The following is a 20,706-nucleotide window of genomic DNA, read 5'->3' as shown; positions in this document are numbered from 1 at the left end:
CCTTTTCTCAAAAATAAGGAGGCAAGTACACAATAGCAACCAAACCATATGCCTTTTTTAACATGATCTTTCCTCCTATTCTTTCGAAAAAGGTTGACCTAGGCATTAGCAAGATGGTGGGTAAGATTAGCTCCCACCGTCCTTTCTTACACCCTGTTGCCAGGCAACCCATAGCAGGAGCAACAACACCGAAATATAGCACTAAGAGAGGACGAAGGATGTAGGACGGCGAGAAAAGATCTAGGATTAGCGCGCCTCTTTTAACGACACGCCTCAGATTGTATATGCCCTTAGCTTTATCGAAAAAGTCCCGAAAACTAAACATGGCAGTAGCAAAGTAGAAAGCCCCATCTCTGAAGGGTAGGTACTCGGCAACACCTACAGCCCTATCCATTTTTGGATGCTTCGAGTTAAACCTGGGTAGGATTGGATCGAGGCACACGAGAAAGTCGGATTTTTTTGCAAGATAAGGTATATACTCCCCCTTACCGCATCCGACGTCTAAGATTGTATTAGTAACCATACTCAAAACATATTCTCTTAAAAGCTTGTGGAGACCAAGGCTCATCGCAGTGTTAGCTCTCTCGTAGATATCCTCATCAAAGAGATATCTTAAAACCTCCTCAACTTGAAGCCAAAGCTTTACCGATAATCCGGTAGTCCCCAATAAGTCCACCTCGAATTTATAATCCCAAGGATTTTTTGGTGAGTCTCGTCACTAGTCTCCTGTAGAAATGTTTCCAGAGAATATCTTGCATAATATGCTAGTTTGATTGAAAGCTCTGCTGCATTCTTTAGAATTTTATCTAGTTCCTCTTTAAACAGATTTAGAGCATAAGGATATACCTCTCCACCAGATTCTTCAAGTAGTTTTAAAACGCTTCCACTGCTCTTTTCTCCCTTCTCGATATCGGAAAGATCATCCAAGATCTGGTACGCTGAACCGAGAGATAGACCGAACTTTTTAGCTGTACTTATGATTCCTCCATCTAATCCTAAAGCGTAGAGTGGAAGAACGGAGGAAGCCTCGAATACAGCGCCCGTTTTATAAGCTACTATGTCGATGTAACTGGCGACGCCCCTTTCTCCTTTAAGGATTTCCATATCCCAAATCTGGCCAATAGCTGCCTTCCTCCAAGCATCCATGCTCTCCCGAACCGCTTCTATCCCCGCTTTTGAAACATATTTAATGGCGGTGGCCATAAGGACGTGTGGGTATATTATAGACTTCTCTAAACCATACTTTTTCCAGAAACTTTCCCTCCCTCGTCTGACTTCCGACTTGTCAATTATATCATCGTGTATCAGGGAGGCAGAATGCATGAGTTCTAAGGCAAATGCAATCGGGAGAGCAATCGATGGATCACCTCCAAGACACTCAGCCATAAAAAGAGCCAGTGTACCCCTAAGTGCTTTACCTCCTTTAAGAGCATAGAAAACCTCCTCGTAAGGGATTTCTTTTGAGAGGGTATCCTGAATATATGCTTCAAGCATTTCTCGAAGCACACTCATCCGGGAGTACACTGTGACAGCGTTCAGCATGAAATACCTTTTTCATCACTTTACATAAGCAATATAAGGCTATCCACAAACACCGATTTGTGTTCGATGCGCACTGCCATTTAACGTATCCGGGTTTAAAGGAAATCTTGGATAGGGTTCTTCCCGAGGCAGCAACTGTCCTAACGGGAATAGTGACTTCAGCATTCCCTTTCGACCGTGAGAAAAAGGAGGATTTCATAGATGCCAGAATAGCTCTTGAACTCACTCAAAGATATAATGGGCGAGTTTTCGTCAGCCTCGGCTTACACCCAACCCAAGTGGTTGAAATGAGTGATCTAGAAATTCAGAAATACAAGGAGTTCATTTTCGAGAATAAAGATAGGATAGTGGCTATAGGGGAAATAGGGCTCGACAGGTTCTGGATAAAAAACGAGGAGGAATACAGGCGCTCCGAAAGAGTCTTCTTGGAGATGCTCGAGGTTGCTGAGAAAATTGGAAAACCCGTGGTCATTCATAGTAGAAAAGCAGAGGAGGAGGCTGTAGAGATTCTCTCTAGCTATAAACTAGACGAGAAGGTCTTAATGCACTCTTTCACAGGCAACATGACCACAGCTAGAAAAGCCCTCGACATGGGCTTTTATTTCTCAGTCAATTTAAAAGTCCGAGACACTAAGAACATGCGTAAAATAGCTAAGGGCTTTCCCTTGGAACACATACTTACCGAGACGGACTCACCTTTCCTTGGACCCGATGGGGGCGTAAACACTCCACTCGGAGTGCAATATGTGATAGAAGAGATAGCCAGATTGAGAGAGATCAATTTTGAGGAGATAGACAAAATAACGACTGAAAACGCACTAATATTCTACGGGTTAAGATAGGGGATGTGTAATGGGAGAATACTTTGACAAAATCCTAATAGCAAATAGGGGAGAAATAGCAGTTCGCATAATAAGAACTGCTAAGGAGCTTGGAATAAAAACTGTAGCTGTGTATAGCGAGGCAGATGAAAATTCCCTTCATGTAAAGCTTGCTGATGAGAAAGTCTTTATAGGGCCTTCCGAACCTAGGGAGAGCTACCTGAACATGGAAAAAATTATTCGTGCTGCATCATCTTCAGGGGCGGAAGCGATACATCCTGGATACGGATTCTTATCACAAAATCCTGTTTTTGCGGAAAAGGTTAAGGAGGCCGGTCTCACTTGGATAGGCCCCACACCTGACGTTCTAAAGCTGGCTGGAGACAAGATCTCCTCCCGTAGATTTTTTGCCAAGGCTGGAATACCTATTGTTCCCGGTACACTTGATCCGGTTGGTCTGGAGGAGGCAGAGGCTAAAGCAGAAGAAATTGGATATCCTGTGGTCGTGAAGCCTTCAGGTGGTGGCGGCGGTATTGGCATGTTTGTGGCTTTCAGCCCCGAGGAACTGAAAGAAAAAATCGCCAAAGCCTCTAGACTAGCTAAAGCATACTTCGCGAGAACCGAGGTCTACCTTGAGAAATATTTTCCCAGGGCTAAACATATAGAGGTTCAGATTCTCGGGGATATGCACGGGAAAGTAATTCATCTTTTCGAGAGAGAGTGCAGTGTGCAAAGAAGATTCCAGAAGGTCATAGAGGAAGCGCCTTCCCCTTCGATAACATCTGAGGAGAGAGAAAAGCTCCTTACATTGGCTGTTAAAGCTGCTCAGAGCTGCAATTATGTGAACGCGGGAACCTTTGAGTTCCTCTTCGATTTAAATGAAAGGAGATTTTACTTACTCGAGGTGAACACGCGGATACAGGTAGAACATCCCGTAACTGAGATGATTACTGGTGTGGATATCGTTGAGCAACAGCTAGCCATAGCTTCAGGGGAACATTTACCTTCATCTCTCTCCGACCCCTCCTTCAGGGGTCATGCTATTGAGGCCAGGATCTACGCCGAGGATCCCGCATCGGATTTCGCTCCTTCACCCGGCTCAATAACACGTTTAAGCCTTCCTGCTGGACCATGGATAAGAGTAGATAGCGGCGTCTATGAAGGCTTCAGAGTGCCTGAGTTTTATGATTCACTCCTTATGAAGGTAATAGCTTGGGGCCATGATAGAGAGTCAGCAACAAGAAGGCTGAAACGTGCATTAGGCGAACTTGAGATTAGAGGGTTAAAAACAAATCGTTTATTTCTGATTAGGATACTGGAAGATGAGGATTTCGTTAAAGGCTCCTACACCACCCAAATTCTAGAAAAAAGAGAACTCTTCAAAAACCTGGAGGAGCCTGTGACTACAACAATGATCCAAGAAAGAGCTGAGACGAAGGCGGAACAGACGTCGAAGTCTATCAGTTATTGGAGACTACTTGCAAGAGCTCACGTCTGATGATTCCAAGGGGCCAACTCTAAGGGGTTTTCTAGAGTCGATACTTGAGTGTATTTTTTCATTTTTTCCAGCATATAGCGTGGAATGTGGAATAGAAACGCGTAGGCTTCTGGATCTAAGTACTTAAGATCCATAGCTTTTAGACGCCTTTTAACCTCTTCCTGAGGGATGGACAATGGATCCCTGGAAATCGTGCCTATTGCGAATCCCCACTCGCTATAAAAGGCGGGAACGAATACTTTGTATAGTCTCACATATGGGAAAACTTCCCGTAGAGTGTTTCCAATTATTGTAAACGCATTTATATAATATCTTGTCGAGGTAGCCTGAGTAACCATTACGCCCTCCTTGTTTAGAATCTTCTTGACCGCTTCGTAGAACTCGCGTGTGTAAAGTAAGACTCCGGGTGTATCCTTTATGGGGTCTGTCAAGTCTAGTATTACTACGTCAAATTTTTCCCGTGTTTTTTCGATATACTCTTTTCCATCCATAAAAAGTAGCTCTACACGAGGATCATCGAAAGCGCCCTTATGCCATTCGGGGAGGTATTTCTTAGCCAGCTCTACCAGCTCCTGGTCTATATCAACCATAACCACGTGTTCCACAGTGTCGTGCTTTAATACCTCCCGCAATGTCGCCCCCTCGCCTCCTCCGACAATGAGGACTTTTCTCGGGGTGGGATGAGTAATCATCGCAGGATGTACTAATGATTCATGATAAATGAACTCGTCATATTCGGAGCTTTGGGCATATCCGTCTAGGAAGAGTACTTTTCCAAATGACCCGGTCTTCGCAATTGTTACCCGCTGATATTTAGTCCAGCCGTCAAAGATAACCTCCTTGATTCCGTGAACATGAGCCTCTAGTGGGCTAAGCCACTCGGTATACCATAATACTCCTATTTTCTCAGAACTACTATTGTTCATATCGCTTTTACTCATGCCATACAGGCTTTTATATCTCATCTTTGATCGGAAGTTTTCTGAGTCTAGTGGATGACAGTTCTAAACTGAGGAGACACTTCCTGGGCCATGCCCCAACACTCTTTCGAGACTCAGAGAGTAATCATTATTAACCTTCTCGTTTTTTTCGAATGATTGTTGAACGCCAGTTTGAGGGGTGAGGTGATAGCTTCTCAAGTCAAGGCTAGGGAGTGGGGGGATGATCTTCCTGTTCCTCGAGGAGGCCTTCAAGCATGCTCCTTTGCTCCTCGAGCTCCCTGAGCATTGCATCCATGCTGTCAAGCGCCTTACTGTAGTCTGGCAGGATGTCAGCGTAGGCCCTCAGCGAGGCTATGCACGTGCAAGAACTGCGGCCTAGAAGTAAACGCCGACATAAATGCTGCACTAAACATCGCTGAGAAGACAGGGTACAGCCCGCCAACACCCAGCAAGATCGAAGCCTAAATCCCAACACACAGCGGAGTTACACACCCACCGAGAAGAGAGACAAGAAGTAAAAGATACGCCCATTAGGAGCCAGAGAATAACCCCTAAGAAGGGTAACCGGAAGCCATGCCCCGGTGACGCATGGCGGGCAAGTGTAGATGAATTTGGAGAAGCGATTGAGAAGTATCAGAGTGTTGTAGCCTACATCATAGAGAATCCTCAGCAGTTCCAGCGCTCCTCATCCGGAATTAAACTTAGATAGTATGAGAAAAACTTTTCTTTTACTCATTTCCTCAATATTTTAAAGAATTTAGAATCTTTACGACTTCATTTATCTTACTCAGTGTGCTCTGAGGAGAGATGGGACTGGGTATAACAATGTACTTTACCTTGTATTTTCCAGAGAGCTCGAGGGCTTTCTGTGCAAGCGGAGTACTTGTACTACCTACAATCACTATTAGCTTGCACTCCCCGCTGGCAAGGCTCTGTTCAATGGATGCTATGTCCTGTGGGGTTGCTGGGAGGTCTTCTTCTTTTTGAAGCAAGTACTTTACTTTGACGCCGGTCCACTCTACCGCGTACTGTACAGGCGGTGAGGTAGCGACCGCGCATACCGATATAGGCGTGAGAGAGTCCTGGATCCTTGTTATGTTGTTCAAAATTAGCGTTAAGTGACTCTTGTAGGTTGACTTACAGTTTGGCCTTAGGCCCTCTAATTTACTCTCGACATAGGAAAGGTATACCTTGTAATTGTCCGGGTCATAAATTGGCCAGTGATAGTTCGGCTGACCAGTCATCGGGTTATTCCTAATCTTAATTTGTGGAATTCCGGGAATCTCTATAAGAACTGCTTTTAATTCACCGCGTGTTACAAGCTCGTGTATTTGTGTCTCGAAAGGCGTATGAGCGGTTGATACTATGAGGTCGGCTTGTTTTAGCTTCTCAATATCCGCGGGAGACAATTGATATTCATGGGGGTCTACGCCTGCAGGTGTTATTGAGAAAACATTGTCTCCCTCGCATACGAGTAGATCTAAATCGGGCTTTAGAGAGTAAAACGTTACCGCTATGTTTAAACCACTCTTGGTCTCAGATGTCCTTTCACCCTGTGTTAGAAGATACACCGAGAAAACAAGAAATAACAAAGCTACGAGTATTATAAACACCAGTCTTTCTCTGCTTATGTGCACATTACCTTTTGCATCAATCATAGTTTTATGCACCCACTGTAACCATTACTGGGACAAAGTATATATTTGTGCACATTTATTTAAAATTATCGGGAAGTTTATGCACGAGACCTTATCACTGGAAATCAGGGACTTAACCTTTAGTTATAACTCAGAGCAGATACTGGAAAACGAGAACATAAGACTGGAGGGCTTCGGGCTGTTTACGGTTCTTGGTCCCAATGGAGCTGGAAAAACCACTTTTTTCAAAGTAATCCTAGGTCTTTTGAAGCCATTATCGGGAAGGGTTCTTGTTAACGGCGAAGAAATAACAGGAAACCCCTCTAAGGCTGGAAGATACATGGCTTATGTTCCACAGTTATCGAATATCGATTACAATTATCCCATGACTGGACGAGAGTTTATAGAGGCCGGTTTGAGAGCTAGAGGCACTTGTAAAAAGAGAGACTGTAAGATGATCGTAGACGATTATTTGGCTTTGGTGGGTGCCCAGGAGTTCGCGGATAAGAGAATGAGTTCGCTAAGTGGTGGACAAGTTCAAAGAATATTAGTTGCCAGAGCCCTCTCAATGGAAACTCCGATACTGTTGTTGGATGAGCCTTTCTCGGGAATAGATCCTAGAGGCAAGGATGATATTCTTTCATTTATCAGGAAGGTGAAGCAAAACAAGATGATACTACTGACAACACATGACCCGGTCTTAACAGTCAACCTTAGCGAGAAAATAATAGTGTTTAACAGGGGCGTTAAGGCCGCTGGCCCGCCTGCAGAGATCTTCAGGCTTGACCTGTTGCGTAAGGCTTATGGTGAGAATGTATTGTATATCGAGAAGTGTCTCCATATAATACACTAGGCTCAGGGGGTGGAAGCACAAATGTACCTCGATCTGAATTGGGTTATTGTCATTATGTCAACATCTCTAGCATTTAGTGCGTTAAGTCCCATAATATCCGCGAGGAGACTTAACTTCTTTGCCTCCTCCCTGCCTCACGCTGCACTTTTGTCAATCGCTCTCGGCTACATGATGTCCATTTTTCTTGCTGGGGATCCTACCTTATGGGCGGTGATTGTCAGTATTCCTCTATCATATCTTCAAATGTACCTTGTCCACAGAGGGGTCAATGAGAATACAGCAACCTCTGTATTTGTGGCTTTTACAACATCTGCAAGTGTGGCAGCCCTCTACTATATTTTAACTATGTTCCCTGCCAAAGTTAGCCTGTGGTCATATATTCTTGGCGACCCCCTCTTAGCCTCTTGGGAGGATACTGTCAATGCTGCCGTTACCTCTATAGCTTTAATCTTGTTGACCCTGGCATTTTATGAGAAAGAAGTACTGATTGGTGTTGACAGAGATTACGCTATACTTAACGGAATAAATGCTAAGCTTCACGACTACTTCGTTATAACCCTGTTGACTGTTGCAAGCGTTGGATTGCTGAGAGTAGTCGGTTTTGTGATCGAGCATGTAGTTATGCTGCTGCCCGCAGCCATAGCTGCTACTTCGGCAAGAAACTCGCGAGAGGTCTTGTTGATCAGCATGCTGTCCTCGGCTTTTTCGGGATTCATGGGACTTCTTCTAGCCATTTACTTGAATATTGCTCCCTCTGCTGCTTTCGGGTTAATACTATTCACGCTTTACCTGATTTTTCTCGTTATCAAGGGTGAGAAGTGATGAGTACGAAGGCTAGGTTTGGAGTAAGTATAGATGAGAGGCTGGCCCAAGAGATTGAGAAGCTGGTCCAGGCCACTGAGACAAACAGGTCTCATATAGTAAACTTGGCTTTAAGGGAATTCCTTAATGGAAAATTCCACTTCATGACACCACATACATGTGAGGGTGTATTAATATTATCTTATGAACCACAAATGAGTGACAAGATAGACCACACATTAGAAGACAACAAGGATATGATATTGAGCAGATTGCACATACACTCCTCTGAGGGAAAATGCATTGAAGTCATTTATACGAGGGCCCAGAGCGAGAGAATCCTAGAGCTCGAGAATGGACTACAGAAAAGTGGATGCAAGACCTGTAAATTTGTTCCATGCCACTCATGATGTTTTATCTCTACTGTAGAATACTTCGGCCAGACGTGAAAGCCTTCTCTTACCACGTAATAAAGCTTGATTAGCAGCCTCAACTAGTAAGACTAAAGAGTCATAGCCAACTATCTGTATGCCATGTAATCTCAGTGGTGTCTCAATCTTCTCCATAGACATTATCTCGACAATTATACGCTTTCCTAAGCCTTGAATACCACTGTGCTTGAATCCCGAGTTTCTAGCCGCAACGAGAAGACGTTTAGCTGCTCGCAGATCCCTTGCAACTACATGGAAGATCGGGGGATGAACAGAAAACCAAACGTTGTCTTCATTCGTGGAGGACAATACAAGGGTTAGCTCCTCTGGTTGGATAATGCGATGCCACTTTGCAATTACACGAAGTTTGCCCTTATCGCCTGGATGTGCCCCCGCTGCCACCTGGATTCTACCGCTACAACTGCTAGTTGTGTAGTAATCAGGCGAGGAATTTATTAGATCTAGTAACCACACTATATCCTGGTCGACGCGTCCTTGAAGCTTGTGTTCTTCTAGCTGTTTTAATGCTAGATCCCTAAGTTCATTCCACTTATTTGTGCTCAAGACCCTCCCATCTTAAAGGATGTGATTGCCTCTAAGACTGTTTTTATCATTGAAAGCTCTAATTGTGTTTTGTTTTCGGTTAGTTCTTGTCCCGTAGACATGTTGTCCACGACTAGTGCCACGGCTCCAGCCTTAAAGCCTCGTAGCCTTGCAAGTGCATAGAGAATAGCAGATTCCATCTCTAGGAAATCGATCCCGAGCTGAGCCCACTCATGGGCCTTTCGCTCAACCATGTGGAATGCATCATGCGAAAGCGCTACGCCTCTGAAATATGGTGTGTTAAGGCGCTTAGCCGCGTTTTCTAGTTCAAGGACGACTTCAGGCGTCGCGTAGGCTGGATATGAAACACCTGGGAAATACATCCCTAAGGTGCCCCCTGGAGTATAAGCTGAAGCCTCTATTATTGCCAGCGTGCCCAATCCAGCCTCTTTCCTAATAGCCCCACAGGTACCAGCCCTAATGATAACCTTAGCGCCCAGCATAACTAATTCTTCAAAGACAATGGCAGCCGAAGGAGCACCTATGCCGTGAGTGGCCAGCGTCACCTCCGTACCCTTGTATTTGCCGGTAACCACAAGGTATCCTCTATGAGTGTTAACCACACGTGGATTTTCAAGCAGCTTTGAGGCCCTCTCGACGCGTTGGGGATCTCCTGAGACCACAACTCGTTCGGCAATATCACCTGGCTTCGCCAATATATGGTAAGGTTTTTTCGAGAGAGGATGATAATATGTCATATCGTTTTTAGAGGATAAACCAACCTAAAACTTTTACCGTCATAGAATATCAGGCTATATGTGGGTTTACGCCAGTAGGGAAGCCATTTTCCCCAGGCTGATTTCCAGGAACCAGGATTCCCAATTCTACGAGTTGTGTCAAGTCCGGGGATATGTGTGTGACCCATGATAAGCCATTGATTCCTGAGGTTTAACTTCTCTTTGACCTTTTCCTCCACGAGTAACTTCCTTCCAACCAGGCTGCCAACTCTATCAACTAAGTGGGCGATAGCCCCGTTTGCGATGCCGATATCACCGTGAGTCACCACAACTTCATCGTCCCCCAATTGTATATGGGCCACTCTACGTATATAGATTCTAGATCTTCCCAGATTGATGGAGCCTTCATCGACAATCGGGTCATGTGAGGAAAAACTAGGTGTGTAGATAATGAGGGGTGGAAGCTCGGTTGGGAGGCCGAGCTTTAAAATTTCAAACTTCAGCTGGTATGTGCTGATTCTATAATGAAGATCCTCGAACAGATCGCCCGCCACCACCAGACAGCTTGCCTGCAACAGATGAGACACTTTAATGATCATTGCCAACTGGTGGCAAATCCTCCCGGATCTACAGTGAAGGTCAGACACAAATACTGTTTTCTCACAATTGATCGTTGAGGTCAAATTTTTAACCCCCATTAGAGCATACTTGAGAGTTAATAATTTCTCATTTGACTCAATAAGCTAATTAAGGTGTCATTCCAAGTCAACGACAGATAATATGCCATCACGACACGAAATTAAAGAAACATCGACAGGTATTATTCTACTTATCATTCTGTCATTTCTCATCCTCAATAATATCCATGTATTTAAAGCTGAGCCTTTACCTACAATCAAAGCCGTTATAAACGTAGATGACACAGGTAATGCCACCGTGAAGATCACATTCAAGACACTGGGTAAAACAAAGATTCTTTTTACTCTTCCAAGATTCGAAAACTACACAATATGCGAGAGCTACGGTACTCCACAAATAGTAAACGCTCCCTCATCCGCTTATTTCTACTATAACTCTACGATCAATCTTAATCCTGGAGAAAACGGTACGGCAATTCTCTCCATATGCTATAAATTCCCCTATGCTAGCCTGCTTGCCGACAACCAAGGCTGGTTTATGAGCCCTATGCTTGTATCTACACCTCCTGTCAACATAGAGGTTTATGTCAAAATACCAAACGTTGGCAAAATAACCCTTGAGTCCCCGATCTCAACGGGGATCAATGTAAATGGATATAGAAGATATGTTCTCGCTCCCGGCACTCCTACCGTGATCTCTGGTAGGGTCGTAATAGAATACCTGACACTCTCTAACGTCACTACAGTTGATTTTAATACGAGTGTACGCGACACCACAATTAGAGTCCAGTCGCCACCTTTTTACAAGTCCTTAGCTCAAAGGGTTCTAACCGTGGCCTCAAAGGCCTACGCTAATCTAACTAGCATGACAGGAGTATCCTTACAGGAGCTTGTATTCAGATTCTATCTACCCAAACAGAGCTTGGGAGGTATAACGACTCTAGGATTCGTAATGGGAGAAGACATCAATGCGGGGGGAAGAGGCCCCATTATGTTAAACCTTGGGCTTATAAGGTATGCTCCAGGTTACCTTGAAACTACGATAATACACGAGATGGTTCACGCTTTTCTTGGTAAGGCAGGCGTCGAAGCAAATGACGAAACACGATGGTTCCACGAGGGGCTAGCACAGTACATTTCGATCAGTGTGGCTGAAGGCCTAGGATATAATGTCGCCGAGCTCAGAAACGACATGATAAATGCCTCTCGTACACTTTACAAATACTACGAGGGTAATCTATCCCTGATTCAACACTGGCCAACTGTTCCAGAACTAGTGGGAGACGCATACTTGGCTAGCTTCTATATAATTGAAAATCTAAGCGCAACCTATAATGGCGAAGCGTTTATAAAAAGCCTTTTTCAAGCCATAAGGGATTACGGAAAGGTCAAGACAACCAATGACATTGTAGCTGTCCTAAGTATTGCCGCAGGTAAAAACCTTGCACCCCTATTCCGATCTTGGGGGTTCAAGGATATAAAAGACTGGAACCCTCCAGCAACAAGCAAAGACACGACCTCTGCTCCTAGTTCTAGTACGACTTTCGAGACAGTCGTGCTTGGTATAGGCATCGCGATTGGAGTGATAACTTACTTTCTAAATGAGAAGGTTCAAAAGGAGATAGATATAGCGAGAAGCAAAAGTGTTTTTGAAAAAATTGAGAAAAACGCAGAAAATCACTCGATTTTCTGGACGTGAATTATGGATACTGGACAAGCTTCGGCTGCACTCTTCACACATTCTTCAAGCTCTACGGGTACCTCACCCTCACCGGGGTTACCTCCAACTCTGTACTTGGCAACGATCTGGCTCTTTCCGTCTTCCTCGCTCATCTCGAAAACTTCAGGGCATAAGCTGACACAAGCCATGTCGCTTATGCATTGATCCCTGTCGATAATGACCTTAAGTTTTGCCAACCTTTTTCACCGTGTTTAAGACGTATGGAATAATATAAATTTAACTTGTACCTTTCATTGTACAAAGGATTATGTCAGAGCTGCCTGAGAAACCTTTACTCGAACACGTATATGAGCTACTGGAAACAATGCGTAAGATACTCATTGTTTGGGTAGGAGTTATCGCTTCCCTGTTAGTGCTCCCAGCTCCTCATCTTCTTCCTAGCTATACTCCTTTGGCCTTTTATTTTATGAACCTTACTAAAAGAGTGATGCTTTCTCACGATGAACACCCCATAACACGTCAATTGTCTCTGACACTGGGACTGAACGACTCCAAAGTTATTCTTATTTCACATGGGTGGTTTGATAGTCTCACGGCAGCTGTTATAATGTCCGGGCTCATTGCCGTCACTGTATCAACCCCGATCACGCTTTATTACATCTACAGGTTCTTGGAACCCGGCCTTTATTCCCATGAGAAGAAGATTATAAAAAAAGTACCTATTCGCGGTTAACTTCCTCTTTATAATGGGAGTGGCGTACGGCTTCTTTATTGTAACTCCCCTAACCTTTCTAGTAGCTCTATGGATTGCAAAGCTTGGAGGAGCCTCTCCATACTTTGCAATTCATGACTTCTACCAGAATGTTTTCTTAGGTTCTGTAGCGATAGGATTATTCTTCACGTTTCCGCTAGTTATTCTCGCTCTAAATAAAGTGGGTCTTGTAAATCACGAGACATTGGAAAAGAATTGGCGCTATGTGATTCTACTGACCCTGTCAATTCTAGTTGTAATCACGCCGGATCCAACACTGACCAGTGCGTTGGCAATAGGTTTGCCCTTCATAGTTCTCTATCTACTTTCAATAAGACTGATTAAGAAAAACTCTCAAAAGTTAGTTTAAGTGTCATTGCTTCTCCTTAGAAAGAAATGCGGCATTCGTTACTATTTTTAAGTGGAGCGTTAAACGTTATAAAATAAATTACAATCCCGTGTAAAGGGTAGACTTATACAAAGGAAAAATAAATATATAGGTATGTTCTTAGACTCAAGGGTAGGTGAAATGCACCGCCAAATTTGAGAATTAAGGTTTTTTCGGCTTTACACCCGTTATTATTGCTCAATGGTAGACCAACATTAGATTTTAATGTTATTCGTGACTTCAGGTGGTTTGTATGGGCATAGTTAGAGCTCTCTCGCAAGAATTCAATCCCAAGAAATACGAGGGCGAGATTTTAAACTACTGGTACGAGAACAAAATATATGACCTTATACGGGAAAAGGCTAGGGGAAAACCAAAGTTTTACTTCTTGGACGGTCCACCCTATGCTTCAAGCGGTGTTCCACACGTTGGTACATTATGGAATAAGGTTCTCAAAGATGCTGTTATCCGTTATTATAGGGCTCTGGGCTATAGCGTAAATGACCAACCGGGGTATGATTGTCATGGACTCCCAATTGAGGTTCAGATAGAGAGAAGGCTGGGCTTCAAGTCAAAGAAGGATATAGAAGATTATGGAGTCGATAGATTCATCGAAGAGTGCAAGGGGTTTGTCAAGCAGAACATTTCGTCCTTGAATTCCTACTTCAAAGAGTTCGGAGTCTCCATGGACTGGGAGAGACCATACACGACAATGGACGCTAGATATATAGAGGGGGCATGGTGGCTTGTAAAGAAGGCTGAGGAGAAAAGGCTTCTTGACTATGGATTGAAAGTTGTACATTGGTGCCCCAGATGTGAAACAACGCTAGCAGACTATGAGGTTACAGAGTACACAGAGCTAGAAGACCCCTCAATATACGTCAAGTTCCCCGTTGCTAATGAAAAGAATAGATACATACTAATTTGGACTACTACTCCGTGGACCCTCCCTGCAAACGTAGCAGTGATGGCTAACCCTAAGCTTGTATACGTATGGGTTGAAGTTAGGGGAGATATACTTCTCATAGCTAAAGATAGGTTAGAAGCTGTTTTGAAGGAGGCCGGGATTACGGAATATAAGGTCTTGGAGGAGGTAAAAGGTGTTGAGCTTGAGGGGCTAAGATATCTGCACCCTCTCGCCGACGAAGTAGATGCCCAAAAAGGGCTGGCGGATGCACACAGGGTTGTCCTATCAGAGGAATTTGTCTCGGCTCAAGAGGGGACAGGTCTGGTTCATAGCGCTCCCGGACATGGAGAAGAGGATTACATAGTGGGTCTTAGGTACTCCCTACCCATCGTAGTACTTGTCGATGAGAAGGGGCGCCTCACAAAGGAGGCCGGAAAGTATTCTGGATTAAACGTTAGGGATGCAAACGGAGTGATTATCGAGGACCTGAAAAGAAAAGGATATCTCTTCCACTCTGGAGTCATCAGGCACAGATACCCCATATGCTGGCGCTGTAAAACTCCCCTTGTTCTTAGAGGGACTAAACAGTGGTTTATTCGCGTAACTCATCTAAAGAATAGGTTATTAGAAGAGGCTGAGAAAGTTGAATGGGTTCCGGAATGGGCGGGGTACTCGCGCTTCAAGAACTGGCTTGCCGGTCTTAGAGACTGGATAATCTCACGTCAGAGATATTGGGGTACTCCAGCCCCCATCTGGGTGTGTGAGAAATGCGGGGAGAGGGTTGTAGTTGGCTCCAAGAAGGAATTAGAGGAGCTTGCCGGAGGGAAACTAGAAATCCCAGACTTGCACCGTCCTTGGATAGACAAGGTCACACTTAGGTGCCCCAAATGTGGTGGCATTATGAAGAGGGTGCCCGACGTGCTGGACGTGTGGTTAGACTCCGGAGTTGCTTTTTATGCCAGTCTTGGCTATCCTCAAATCCGTGAAAAATTCAAGGAACTTTACCCCGCAGATTTGATCATAGAAGGGCATGACCAGATAGCGGGCTGGTTTTTCTCACTCCTGCGTAGTGGAATAATAACCTTCGATGAAGCCCCCTATCGTCGAGTCTTGATGCATGGTTTCGCCCTGGATGAGCAAGGAAGAGAAATGCACAAATCGCTGGGGAACTATGTAGAGCCCCGCCAAGTCCTAGAGTATAAGTATGGAAGCAGGGATGTTTTCAGATGGTTTGTCCTGCGAACTACGACCTGGGAGGACATGAAGTTCTCGTGGAAAGGATTGGAGGAAGTATACTCTGATTTGAACATCTTTTGGAACGTCTATTACTTTGCGACCCTATACATGAGCTTAGACAAGTTTAACCCTGAGGAATATCCGGTTGACGCTCTCCTTGACAAACTGTCAATAGAGGATAAGTGGTTATTGTCCAGATTTGAGACTGTTGCTCGTGAAGTTAAAAACGCATTTGACACATTGAACATACATCGTGCTGTAAAACTCATAAGAGATTTCGTGGTTGAAGATCTTAGCCATTGGTACATCAGGCTTATAAGACCCAGAGTTTGGATCGAAGAAGCATCGTATGAAAAAATAGCTGCATACGCTACGTTAAGCTATGTTTTGAAACGCTTACTCGTGATAGCATCTCCTATAATACCCTTTACAACAGAGCGAATCTATCTTGAATCCTTCAGGTATGAGGAAGCGCCTCCTAGCATCCACATGTTATCCTGGCCTGAGCCTCGTGACGACTTCTTAGACCCTGAGTTAGAAAAGAAGATGAGCCTTGCCAGGGAGATTGTTGAAAAAGCCTTAGCATTAAGAATGAAAAATGGAATCAAGATAAGGCAGCCTCTCCCAGCTCTGTATATTTTCACAAGTGATCCAAAGATAACTGAGAGCGTACGGATGATGGATCGTATAATAGCTTCACAAGTCAACGTAAAGAAGGTTGAAGTTCGTCCAGCCGAGGAACTCGTATCCTACAAATCAGTCAAGGTTGAACCAGTTTATCGTCTCCTGGGACCTACGTTGAGAGAGTATACTAGCCTGGTCATCGAGGAGGTAAATAAGAAAAAAGAGGAAGTTGCAAGAAGTTTAGCTGAGAAAGGCTCAATCGACCTAGAGGTGGCGGGAAGAGTCTTCCACCTAGAGAAGAGTATGTTCGAGATCCTGGAGTCTTGGAGGGAACATTACGATGGAGATACGACTACATGGGGGACTATAGTGCTTGACACCAACATTAGCGAGAAAGAACTTGCCGAGGGGCTCGCCCGAGATACTCTCAGGAGAATACAGTTCATGAGAAAGCAGCTCAGCCTTTCCATAGATGAGTATATTGAGACAACAATCTACATACCTGGCGAGTTCATTGAACTCGTTAAAGGCTATGAAGATTACTTGAGAACTGAAAGCAGATCCAAGGCTCTCTTCCTGGTTTCACATGAAGAAGACGTCAAAGGGGATCTTGTCGCTGATTGGGAGATAGGCGATATAAAGATTAAGATTGGGATAAGACGATTCAAGAACCAGTAAGATTTATCAGTAAATTTCTCTTATAACACGTCGACCAAGCCTTGGAGGAGAAGAGAAAAGATTTTCCCATAAAGTTGATAATCCTAGGTTTTGTCCTACTGGCTATAGGTTCTTCCTTGGCGTGGAGTGTTAATTATCATCTTGCAATGCATGAGAAAATCCCTGTTATGATAAGGCTTCCACTGAAAAACTCAACAAGAATTGAGCTCCCCTCGAGTCTTTCCTTAAAGACTTACTATAACCTTACATATGATGGTGATCGCTATGTGAACCTCAGCCTAGTCTTCTTGAACTCTAACTCCACAGAGGTTGGCAGGCTGATAATAAGAGATGCCCAGAAAAATACTTCAGGATTTATTTATTTCGAAGATAAGCCGGCCGCCTTGCTAGTTAATCGAAGCTGCAGTAGCTGTAGCTCTACAGTATTCTTAACTTTTTATTTTGCGAAATACAATGAGGAACTTGTTCTCCTAGAAAGCATTATTTCAGCATTTCTTTCACTAATTGGAGGTGTCTCTCTATTATTCGGCGGCTATCTCTACGTGGCATATAAAAATCGAGATGAGACTACTCCTTCTCAATTTTTCCAAGAAGAACCCGAGCAGCAACAATAACGGGGTCCCAGACGGGAGCAAATGGAGGAGCGTAAGCTAAGTCGCTGAAGAAGAGGTCTCGAACATTTCCTCCTTTACCGATTAAAGCGGCCAAGGCGTCTATTCGGGCTAGAACTCCATCGCCACCAACAATTTGGGCTCCTAGAAGTCTTCCCGTGTTCCTATCAGCTATCAGCTTAACAGTCATGGGTGAGCCACCCGGGTAGTAACTAGCCCGAGAGTTTGCCTTTATAACGACAGAGGCTGGGTTAAATCCCTCTTTTATAGCTCTCTCCTCAGTTAAGCCGGTTCTTGCCACTTCAAGATCAAACACTTTAGTTATTGCTGTTCCAAGAGCACCGGGAAAAGTTGCTTCTATTCCTGATATCGAGGCTCCGGCAACATAACCCATCTTGTTGGCTACAGGTGCAAGAGGGAACCAGTCAGGCTTCCCAGTCACAAGGTTTATTGCCTCAGCGTTGTCTCCCGCAGCATACACGTTTTCAAGATTTGTTCGCATAGAGGGATCCGTGCTTATGGCTCCTGTATTTCCTTTTCGTACCCCGAGCATCTCGGCTATATGCGTTTCCGGCGTTACGCCAGTAGCAAGGAAAACCAAATCAACCTTGTATTCACCTTTGTCCGTTACTATCTTTTCGACCTTCTTATGGCCTTCTAGTGCTTGCAGAGCTTCGCCGAGATGCAGATCTACACCATTTCTGATAAGTTCTGCTTCAATTAGCTGCGCGATATCGGCGTCAAGCGTCGGCATAACGTGTGGCAGCATTTCAAAAAGCATCACGGACTTACCTATACGTCTTAGGTTATCAGCCAGCTCGAGACCTATGTAGCCGCCTCCAATGATAGCAATTCTTTTAGCTTCATCTACAGCTCTGCGTGCCTCTTCGCCACTCTCAAGAGTACGTATTGTAAGAACCCCGCTTAATTCGACTCCAGGAATGGGAGGGATTCTAGGCCGGGCTCCTGTTGCTATTAGAAGCTTTTCCCAACTGAAGGTGTTCTCCGATCCATCATGGAACCTCGCGCGAATGAAACCATTGCCAGCTTCCACGACCTCTGTCTCTGTATATACCTCTATTCCTCTCTCCTCCTTGAATACTCTGAGGGGATAATGAACCAGTTCCTCGATGTCTTTAGCATAGCCTCCTAGAAAGTAAGGTATGCCGCATGGAGCGTAGCTCACGTACTTGCTCCTCTCAAACACCATGACCCTCCACTCAGGGTGTATTCTCTTTATCCTGGAAGCAGCAGTCATGCCGGCAGGTCCTCCACCTATTACGACAACGTTAGCCTTGTCGCCCATACATATCCCTCTGTATACCGTTGTCATTCTTCTCTTAGCCTATTAAAATTTTGGTTAACCATTCCGTTTTTACTGTCGAAATGAAACTCAAGGGTGTTACCGTAGCGTACCCCTCCTTTACGAGGCAGACATCACTCCCTGGCGTTACACAAGAATATGCCTGCTCTAAAGTCCATCGACTCATGTCGCATTCGTCTTGGTGACAAGTGTATACTTCTGTGTGCATTCCCTGCTCTAAAATCGCAACAGCTACCCCCCTAAGGGTCCAGGCGGGAACATTGACGTTGAGGAGGGGGGCTTCCCACTTAGCCTCCGAAAGCTTCTCGAGTATACCGACAGCTACTCTAGCAGCTCTATAGTAAACATCATAATCAAAGTTTTTATAGTCTGACCAAGCACGTGCAACTAAGGAGACAGCTATTCCTTTAAACCCTCTGATAGCCGCCTCTAAAACTGCTCCCACTGTTCCAGAGGATAAAACATCCCATAGTCCTAGGTTTGGGCCGCTGTTCACCCCGCTTAGTATGAAGTCGAATGATTTATCAAATGAGTCGAGTACAACTCCTACAGCTGTAGCAGGCGTCGAGTCTACTATTACAGCACTGTATCTGCCGAAGAGTTCGACTAACTTGTATTTGGTTCTGAAGGAGATAGATTTGCTACTTCCACTTGAATGATTAGCTGTAGTTGCTATGAAAACCTCATGGCCCTGATTGGAGACGGCATCGGCGAGTGCCTGTAGACCCACACTGACTCCATCATCGTTAGTCACAAGTATCCTGAGTTTCTTCACAGCCTCTTTCTGCGGTAAAATAATTTAATGTTTTCCACAAGCGTAGTCTTGTGAGTTCTCGTTACGAGCTTGGAGACGTGATATTGGATAAACTGAGCAGGACCTTCCAGATAAGTCCCGACGATTTTGCTGCTTTAAAAGCGGCCCTTGGCAGAGACTATTTTAAGGTACTCATAGCTACCATCCTGTCACAAAACACAAACGAAAAAAATACCTTTAAGGCAATTAAGAAACTAGAGGAAAGCATTGGGATAAAGCCCCATTTACTAGCCAGCGTTGATGAAAATTATCTTGAAGAAGCCATCTCGCCTGCAGGTCTTCAGTCGACTAAGTCTAAGGCTATAAAAGAGGCTGCAAAGCTTATAGTTGAGAGATACGACGGAGATATAACAAATCTTTTAAAAAAGGGGGAAAAGAGAGTTAGAGAGGAACTTGGGAAGATCAGGGGTATAGGGGACAAAACTATTGATGTTCTCCTTGCAAATTATGGTTACCCGATCGTTGCAATAGATACCCATGTCAGGCGAGTTGCTAGAAGGCTCGGATTAACGCATGCAAAAACATATATGGCAATTCGAGAAGATCTCGAGAAAGTTTTTCGCCCAGAGAAGAGGCTCACTGCCCATTTGCTCCTTATACTTTTAGGTAGAAATATCTGCAAAGCTAAAAGACCTGCATGTCTCGAGTGCCCGCTAAAGGATATCTGTGAATATTATAATTCGCTTAAAGCTAAACATTAAACCCATTAACCCCTGAGATCTTACCTAATTTATGCTGTCAGGTGCTGAATTACTTCGACTAGTAAAGGAGGGAAAACTCGTCATCGAGCCTTTCTCAGAGGAGATAATAAGGGAAAATGGAATAGATCTGAGAATAGGTGAGGAAGTAGCCGTTCTCCTCAATAACCCTGAACCATTAGATCCTGACAAGCTTAAAGAAATAAAGCTAAGCGATTACTACAAGGTTTTCAAGACTGACAGCTTTGTACTTCAACCATACATGAAGGTATTGGTGACAACATTAGAATATATAAAAATGCCTCCCGATGTGGCTGGTCTAATAGGAGTTAGAAGCACTTTTGCCCGTCTGGGCGTATCAATACCTCCCACCTTAATCGATGCAGGATTTGAGGGCGAGATAACAATAGAAATCCACGGTGGAGCCTTTCCAATCATTCTGCGGAAGGGTATGCGGTTTGCCCACGTAGCTTTTTATAGAATCCAGGGCGACGTGATAACCTATAAGGGTAAATACCAGGGACAACGTGGTGTCACCTTGCCGCGCTAGCC

Annotated in this window: 23 protein-coding genes; 13 read left to right on the top strand and 10 right to left on the bottom strand. The window is 44.4% G+C overall.

The features are described from left to right. Window positions 1-7 precede the first annotated feature (7 nt). Window positions 8-667 (bottom strand): class I SAM-dependent methyltransferase, encoded by a 660-nt coding sequence (locus MA03_RS00895; RefSeq protein WP_052883472.1) that lies wholly within the window; start codon window positions 665-667, stop codon window positions 8-10. Next, entirely contained in the window at window positions 643-1,542 is a 900-nt protein-coding gene (locus tag MA03_RS00890) for a polyprenyl synthetase family protein (RefSeq protein WP_052883471.1), read from the bottom strand. The genes MA03_RS00895 and MA03_RS00890 overlap by 25 nt, the downstream gene beginning before the upstream one ends. Before the next feature lie 59 nt (window positions 1,543-1,601). Here MA03_RS00890 and MA03_RS00885 point away from each other — a divergent pair, with 59 nt between their 5' ends. Both MA03_RS00885 and MA03_RS00880 read left to right on the top strand, forming a co-directional pair. After that, the gene (locus MA03_RS00885; RefSeq protein ID WP_052883470.1) at window positions 1,602-2,384 is read left to right on the top strand and encodes a TatD family hydrolase; all 783 of its coding nucleotides are present in this window, start codon (window positions 1,602-1,604) and stop codon (window positions 2,382-2,384) included. Window positions 2,385-2,394: 10 nt separating this feature from the next. After that, window positions 2,395-3,861, top strand: coding sequence for an acetyl-CoA carboxylase biotin carboxylase subunit (locus tag MA03_RS00880; RefSeq protein WP_052883469.1), 1,467 nt, complete (start codon window positions 2,395-2,397; stop codon window positions 3,859-3,861). Here MA03_RS00880 and speE read toward each other — a convergent pair. Further along, window positions 3,852-4,787 (bottom strand): polyamine aminopropyltransferase, encoded by a 936-nt coding sequence (speE, locus tag MA03_RS00875; protein ID WP_052884841.1) that lies wholly within the window; start codon window positions 4,785-4,787, stop codon window positions 3,852-3,854. The two genes, MA03_RS00880 and speE, sit on opposite strands and share 10 nt — an antisense overlap. A gap of 300 nt (window positions 4,788-5,087) precedes the next feature. Between speE and MA03_RS09045 the strand changes: the two genes are divergently transcribed. Beyond that, window positions 5,088-5,267, top strand: a complete 180-nt coding sequence (locus MA03_RS09045; RefSeq protein ID WP_191118619.1) for a zinc ribbon domain-containing protein — start codon at window positions 5,088-5,090, stop codon at window positions 5,265-5,267. 275 nt (window positions 5,268-5,542) lie between these two features. Here the strand turns inward: MA03_RS09045 and MA03_RS00870 are convergent, their stop codons facing one another. Beyond that, complete coding sequence (locus MA03_RS00870; RefSeq protein ID WP_219731641.1) at window positions 5,543-6,439, bottom strand: metal ABC transporter substrate-binding protein; 897 nt, start codon at window positions 6,437-6,439, stop codon at window positions 5,543-5,545. 100 nt (window positions 6,440-6,539) lie between these two features. Between MA03_RS00870 and MA03_RS00865 the strand changes: the two genes are divergently transcribed. From MA03_RS00865 to MA03_RS00855, 3 genes are read left to right on the top strand one after another with little or no spacing between them, the layout of a single operon-like run. Beyond that, window positions 6,540-7,292: a metal ABC transporter ATP-binding protein gene (locus MA03_RS00865; protein WP_052883467.1), complete on the top strand. Its 753-nt coding sequence runs from the start codon at window positions 6,540-6,542 to the stop codon at window positions 7,290-7,292. Window positions 7,293-7,346: 54 nt separating this feature from the next. Further along, window positions 7,347-8,114, top strand: a complete 768-nt coding sequence (locus MA03_RS00860) for a metal ABC transporter permease (RefSeq protein ID WP_219731640.1) — start codon at window positions 7,347-7,349, stop codon at window positions 8,112-8,114. Further along, the gene (locus MA03_RS00855) at window positions 8,114-8,503 is read left to right on the top strand and encodes a CopG family ribbon-helix-helix protein (RefSeq protein WP_052883465.1); all 390 of its coding nucleotides are present in this window, start codon (window positions 8,114-8,116) and stop codon (window positions 8,501-8,503) included. Before MA03_RS00860 ends, MA03_RS00855 begins: the two co-directional genes overlap by 1 nt. Here MA03_RS00855 and MA03_RS00850 read toward each other — a convergent pair. The 3 genes from MA03_RS00850 to MA03_RS00840 are packed head-to-tail and all read right to left on the bottom strand — an operon-like array spanning window position 8,498 to window position 10,358. Next, a complete protein-coding gene (locus MA03_RS00850; RefSeq protein ID WP_052883464.1) occupies window positions 8,498-9,088 on the bottom strand; it encodes a tRNA(Phe) 7-((3-amino-3-carboxypropyl)-4-demethylwyosine(37)-N(4))-methyltransferase in 591 nt (196 codons plus the stop codon). The genes MA03_RS00855 and MA03_RS00850 overlap by 6 nt on opposite strands. Then, complete coding sequence (locus tag MA03_RS00845; protein WP_191118617.1) at window positions 9,085-9,783, bottom strand: purine-nucleoside phosphorylase; 699 nt, start codon at window positions 9,781-9,783, stop codon at window positions 9,085-9,087. The genes MA03_RS00850 and MA03_RS00845 overlap by 4 nt, the downstream gene beginning before the upstream one ends. A 38-nt stretch (window positions 9,784-9,821) precedes the next feature. Next, complete coding sequence (locus MA03_RS00840; RefSeq protein WP_191118616.1) at window positions 9,822-10,358, bottom strand: metallophosphoesterase family protein; 537 nt, start codon at window positions 10,356-10,358, stop codon at window positions 9,822-9,824. 226 nt (window positions 10,359-10,584) lie between these two features. Here MA03_RS00840 and MA03_RS00835 point away from each other — a divergent pair, with 226 nt between their 5' ends. Further along, window positions 10,585-12,141, top strand: a complete 1,557-nt coding sequence (locus MA03_RS00835; RefSeq protein ID WP_052883461.1) for a M1 aminopeptidase family protein — start codon at window positions 10,585-10,587, stop codon at window positions 12,139-12,141. On the opposite strand, the gene MA03_RS00830 is transcribed toward MA03_RS00835, so the two are convergent. Next, on the bottom strand, window positions 12,120-12,359 hold the full coding sequence (locus tag MA03_RS00830; RefSeq protein WP_052883460.1) for a ferredoxin: 240 nt from the start codon (window positions 12,357-12,359) through the stop codon (window positions 12,120-12,122). The two genes, MA03_RS00835 and MA03_RS00830, sit on opposite strands and share 22 nt — an antisense overlap. Window positions 12,360-12,430: 71 nt before the next feature. On the opposite strand from MA03_RS00830, the gene MA03_RS00825 reads away from it, so the two are divergent. The 4 genes from MA03_RS00825 (at window position 12,431) to MA03_RS00810 (ending at window position 17,321) form a co-directional block, all read left to right on the top strand. Then, entirely contained in the window at window positions 12,431-12,856 is a 426-nt protein-coding gene (locus tag MA03_RS00825) for a twin-arginine translocase subunit TatC (RefSeq protein ID WP_052883459.1), read from the top strand. 13 nt (window positions 12,857-12,869) lie between these two features. Further along, on the top strand, window positions 12,870-13,244 hold the full coding sequence (locus MA03_RS00820) for a twin-arginine translocase subunit TatC (RefSeq protein ID WP_052883458.1): 375 nt from the start codon (window positions 12,870-12,872) through the stop codon (window positions 13,242-13,244). Between the two features lie 271 nt (window positions 13,245-13,515). Then, window positions 13,516-16,707, top strand: coding sequence for an isoleucine--tRNA ligase (ileS, locus tag MA03_RS00815; RefSeq protein ID WP_052883457.1), 3,192 nt, complete (start codon window positions 13,516-13,518; stop codon window positions 16,705-16,707). 41 nt (window positions 16,708-16,748) lie between these two features. Then, window positions 16,749-17,321, top strand: coding sequence for a hypothetical protein (locus MA03_RS00810; protein ID WP_052883456.1), 573 nt, complete (start codon window positions 16,749-16,751; stop codon window positions 17,319-17,321). Here the strand turns inward: MA03_RS00810 and MA03_RS00805 are convergent. Together MA03_RS00805 and surE are read right to left on the bottom strand one after the other, a co-directional pair. After that, a complete protein-coding gene (locus MA03_RS00805; protein ID WP_052883455.1) occupies window positions 17,275-18,624 on the bottom strand; it encodes an FAD-dependent oxidoreductase in 1,350 nt (449 codons plus the stop codon). The genes MA03_RS00810 and MA03_RS00805 overlap by 47 nt on opposite strands. 34 nt (window positions 18,625-18,658) lie before the next feature. Continuing rightward, complete coding sequence (surE, locus tag MA03_RS00800) at window positions 18,659-19,417, bottom strand: 5'/3'-nucleotidase SurE (RefSeq protein ID WP_052883454.1); 759 nt, start codon at window positions 19,415-19,417, stop codon at window positions 18,659-18,661. A gap of 50 nt (window positions 19,418-19,467) precedes the next feature. Here surE and MA03_RS00795 point away from each other — a divergent pair, with 50 nt between their 5' ends. Both MA03_RS00795 and dcd read left to right on the top strand, forming a co-directional pair. Then, window positions 19,468-20,157, top strand: coding sequence for an endonuclease III domain-containing protein (locus MA03_RS00795; RefSeq protein WP_052883453.1), 690 nt, complete (start codon window positions 19,468-19,470; stop codon window positions 20,155-20,157). Window positions 20,158-20,188: 31 nt separating this feature from the next. Next, entirely contained in the window at window positions 20,189-20,704 is a 516-nt protein-coding gene (dcd, locus tag MA03_RS00790; protein ID WP_052883452.1) for a dCTP deaminase, read from the top strand. Window positions 20,705-20,706: the final 2 nt, after the last annotated feature.

It is taken from the genome of Thermofilum uzonense, from assembly GCF_000993805.1.
Lineage (GTDB): Archaea > Thermoproteota > Thermoprotei > Thermofilales > Thermofilaceae > Thermofilum > Thermofilum uzonense.
Note: the sequence above shows the minus strand (reverse complement) of the source record. Positions and strands in the feature narration are given on the sequence as shown.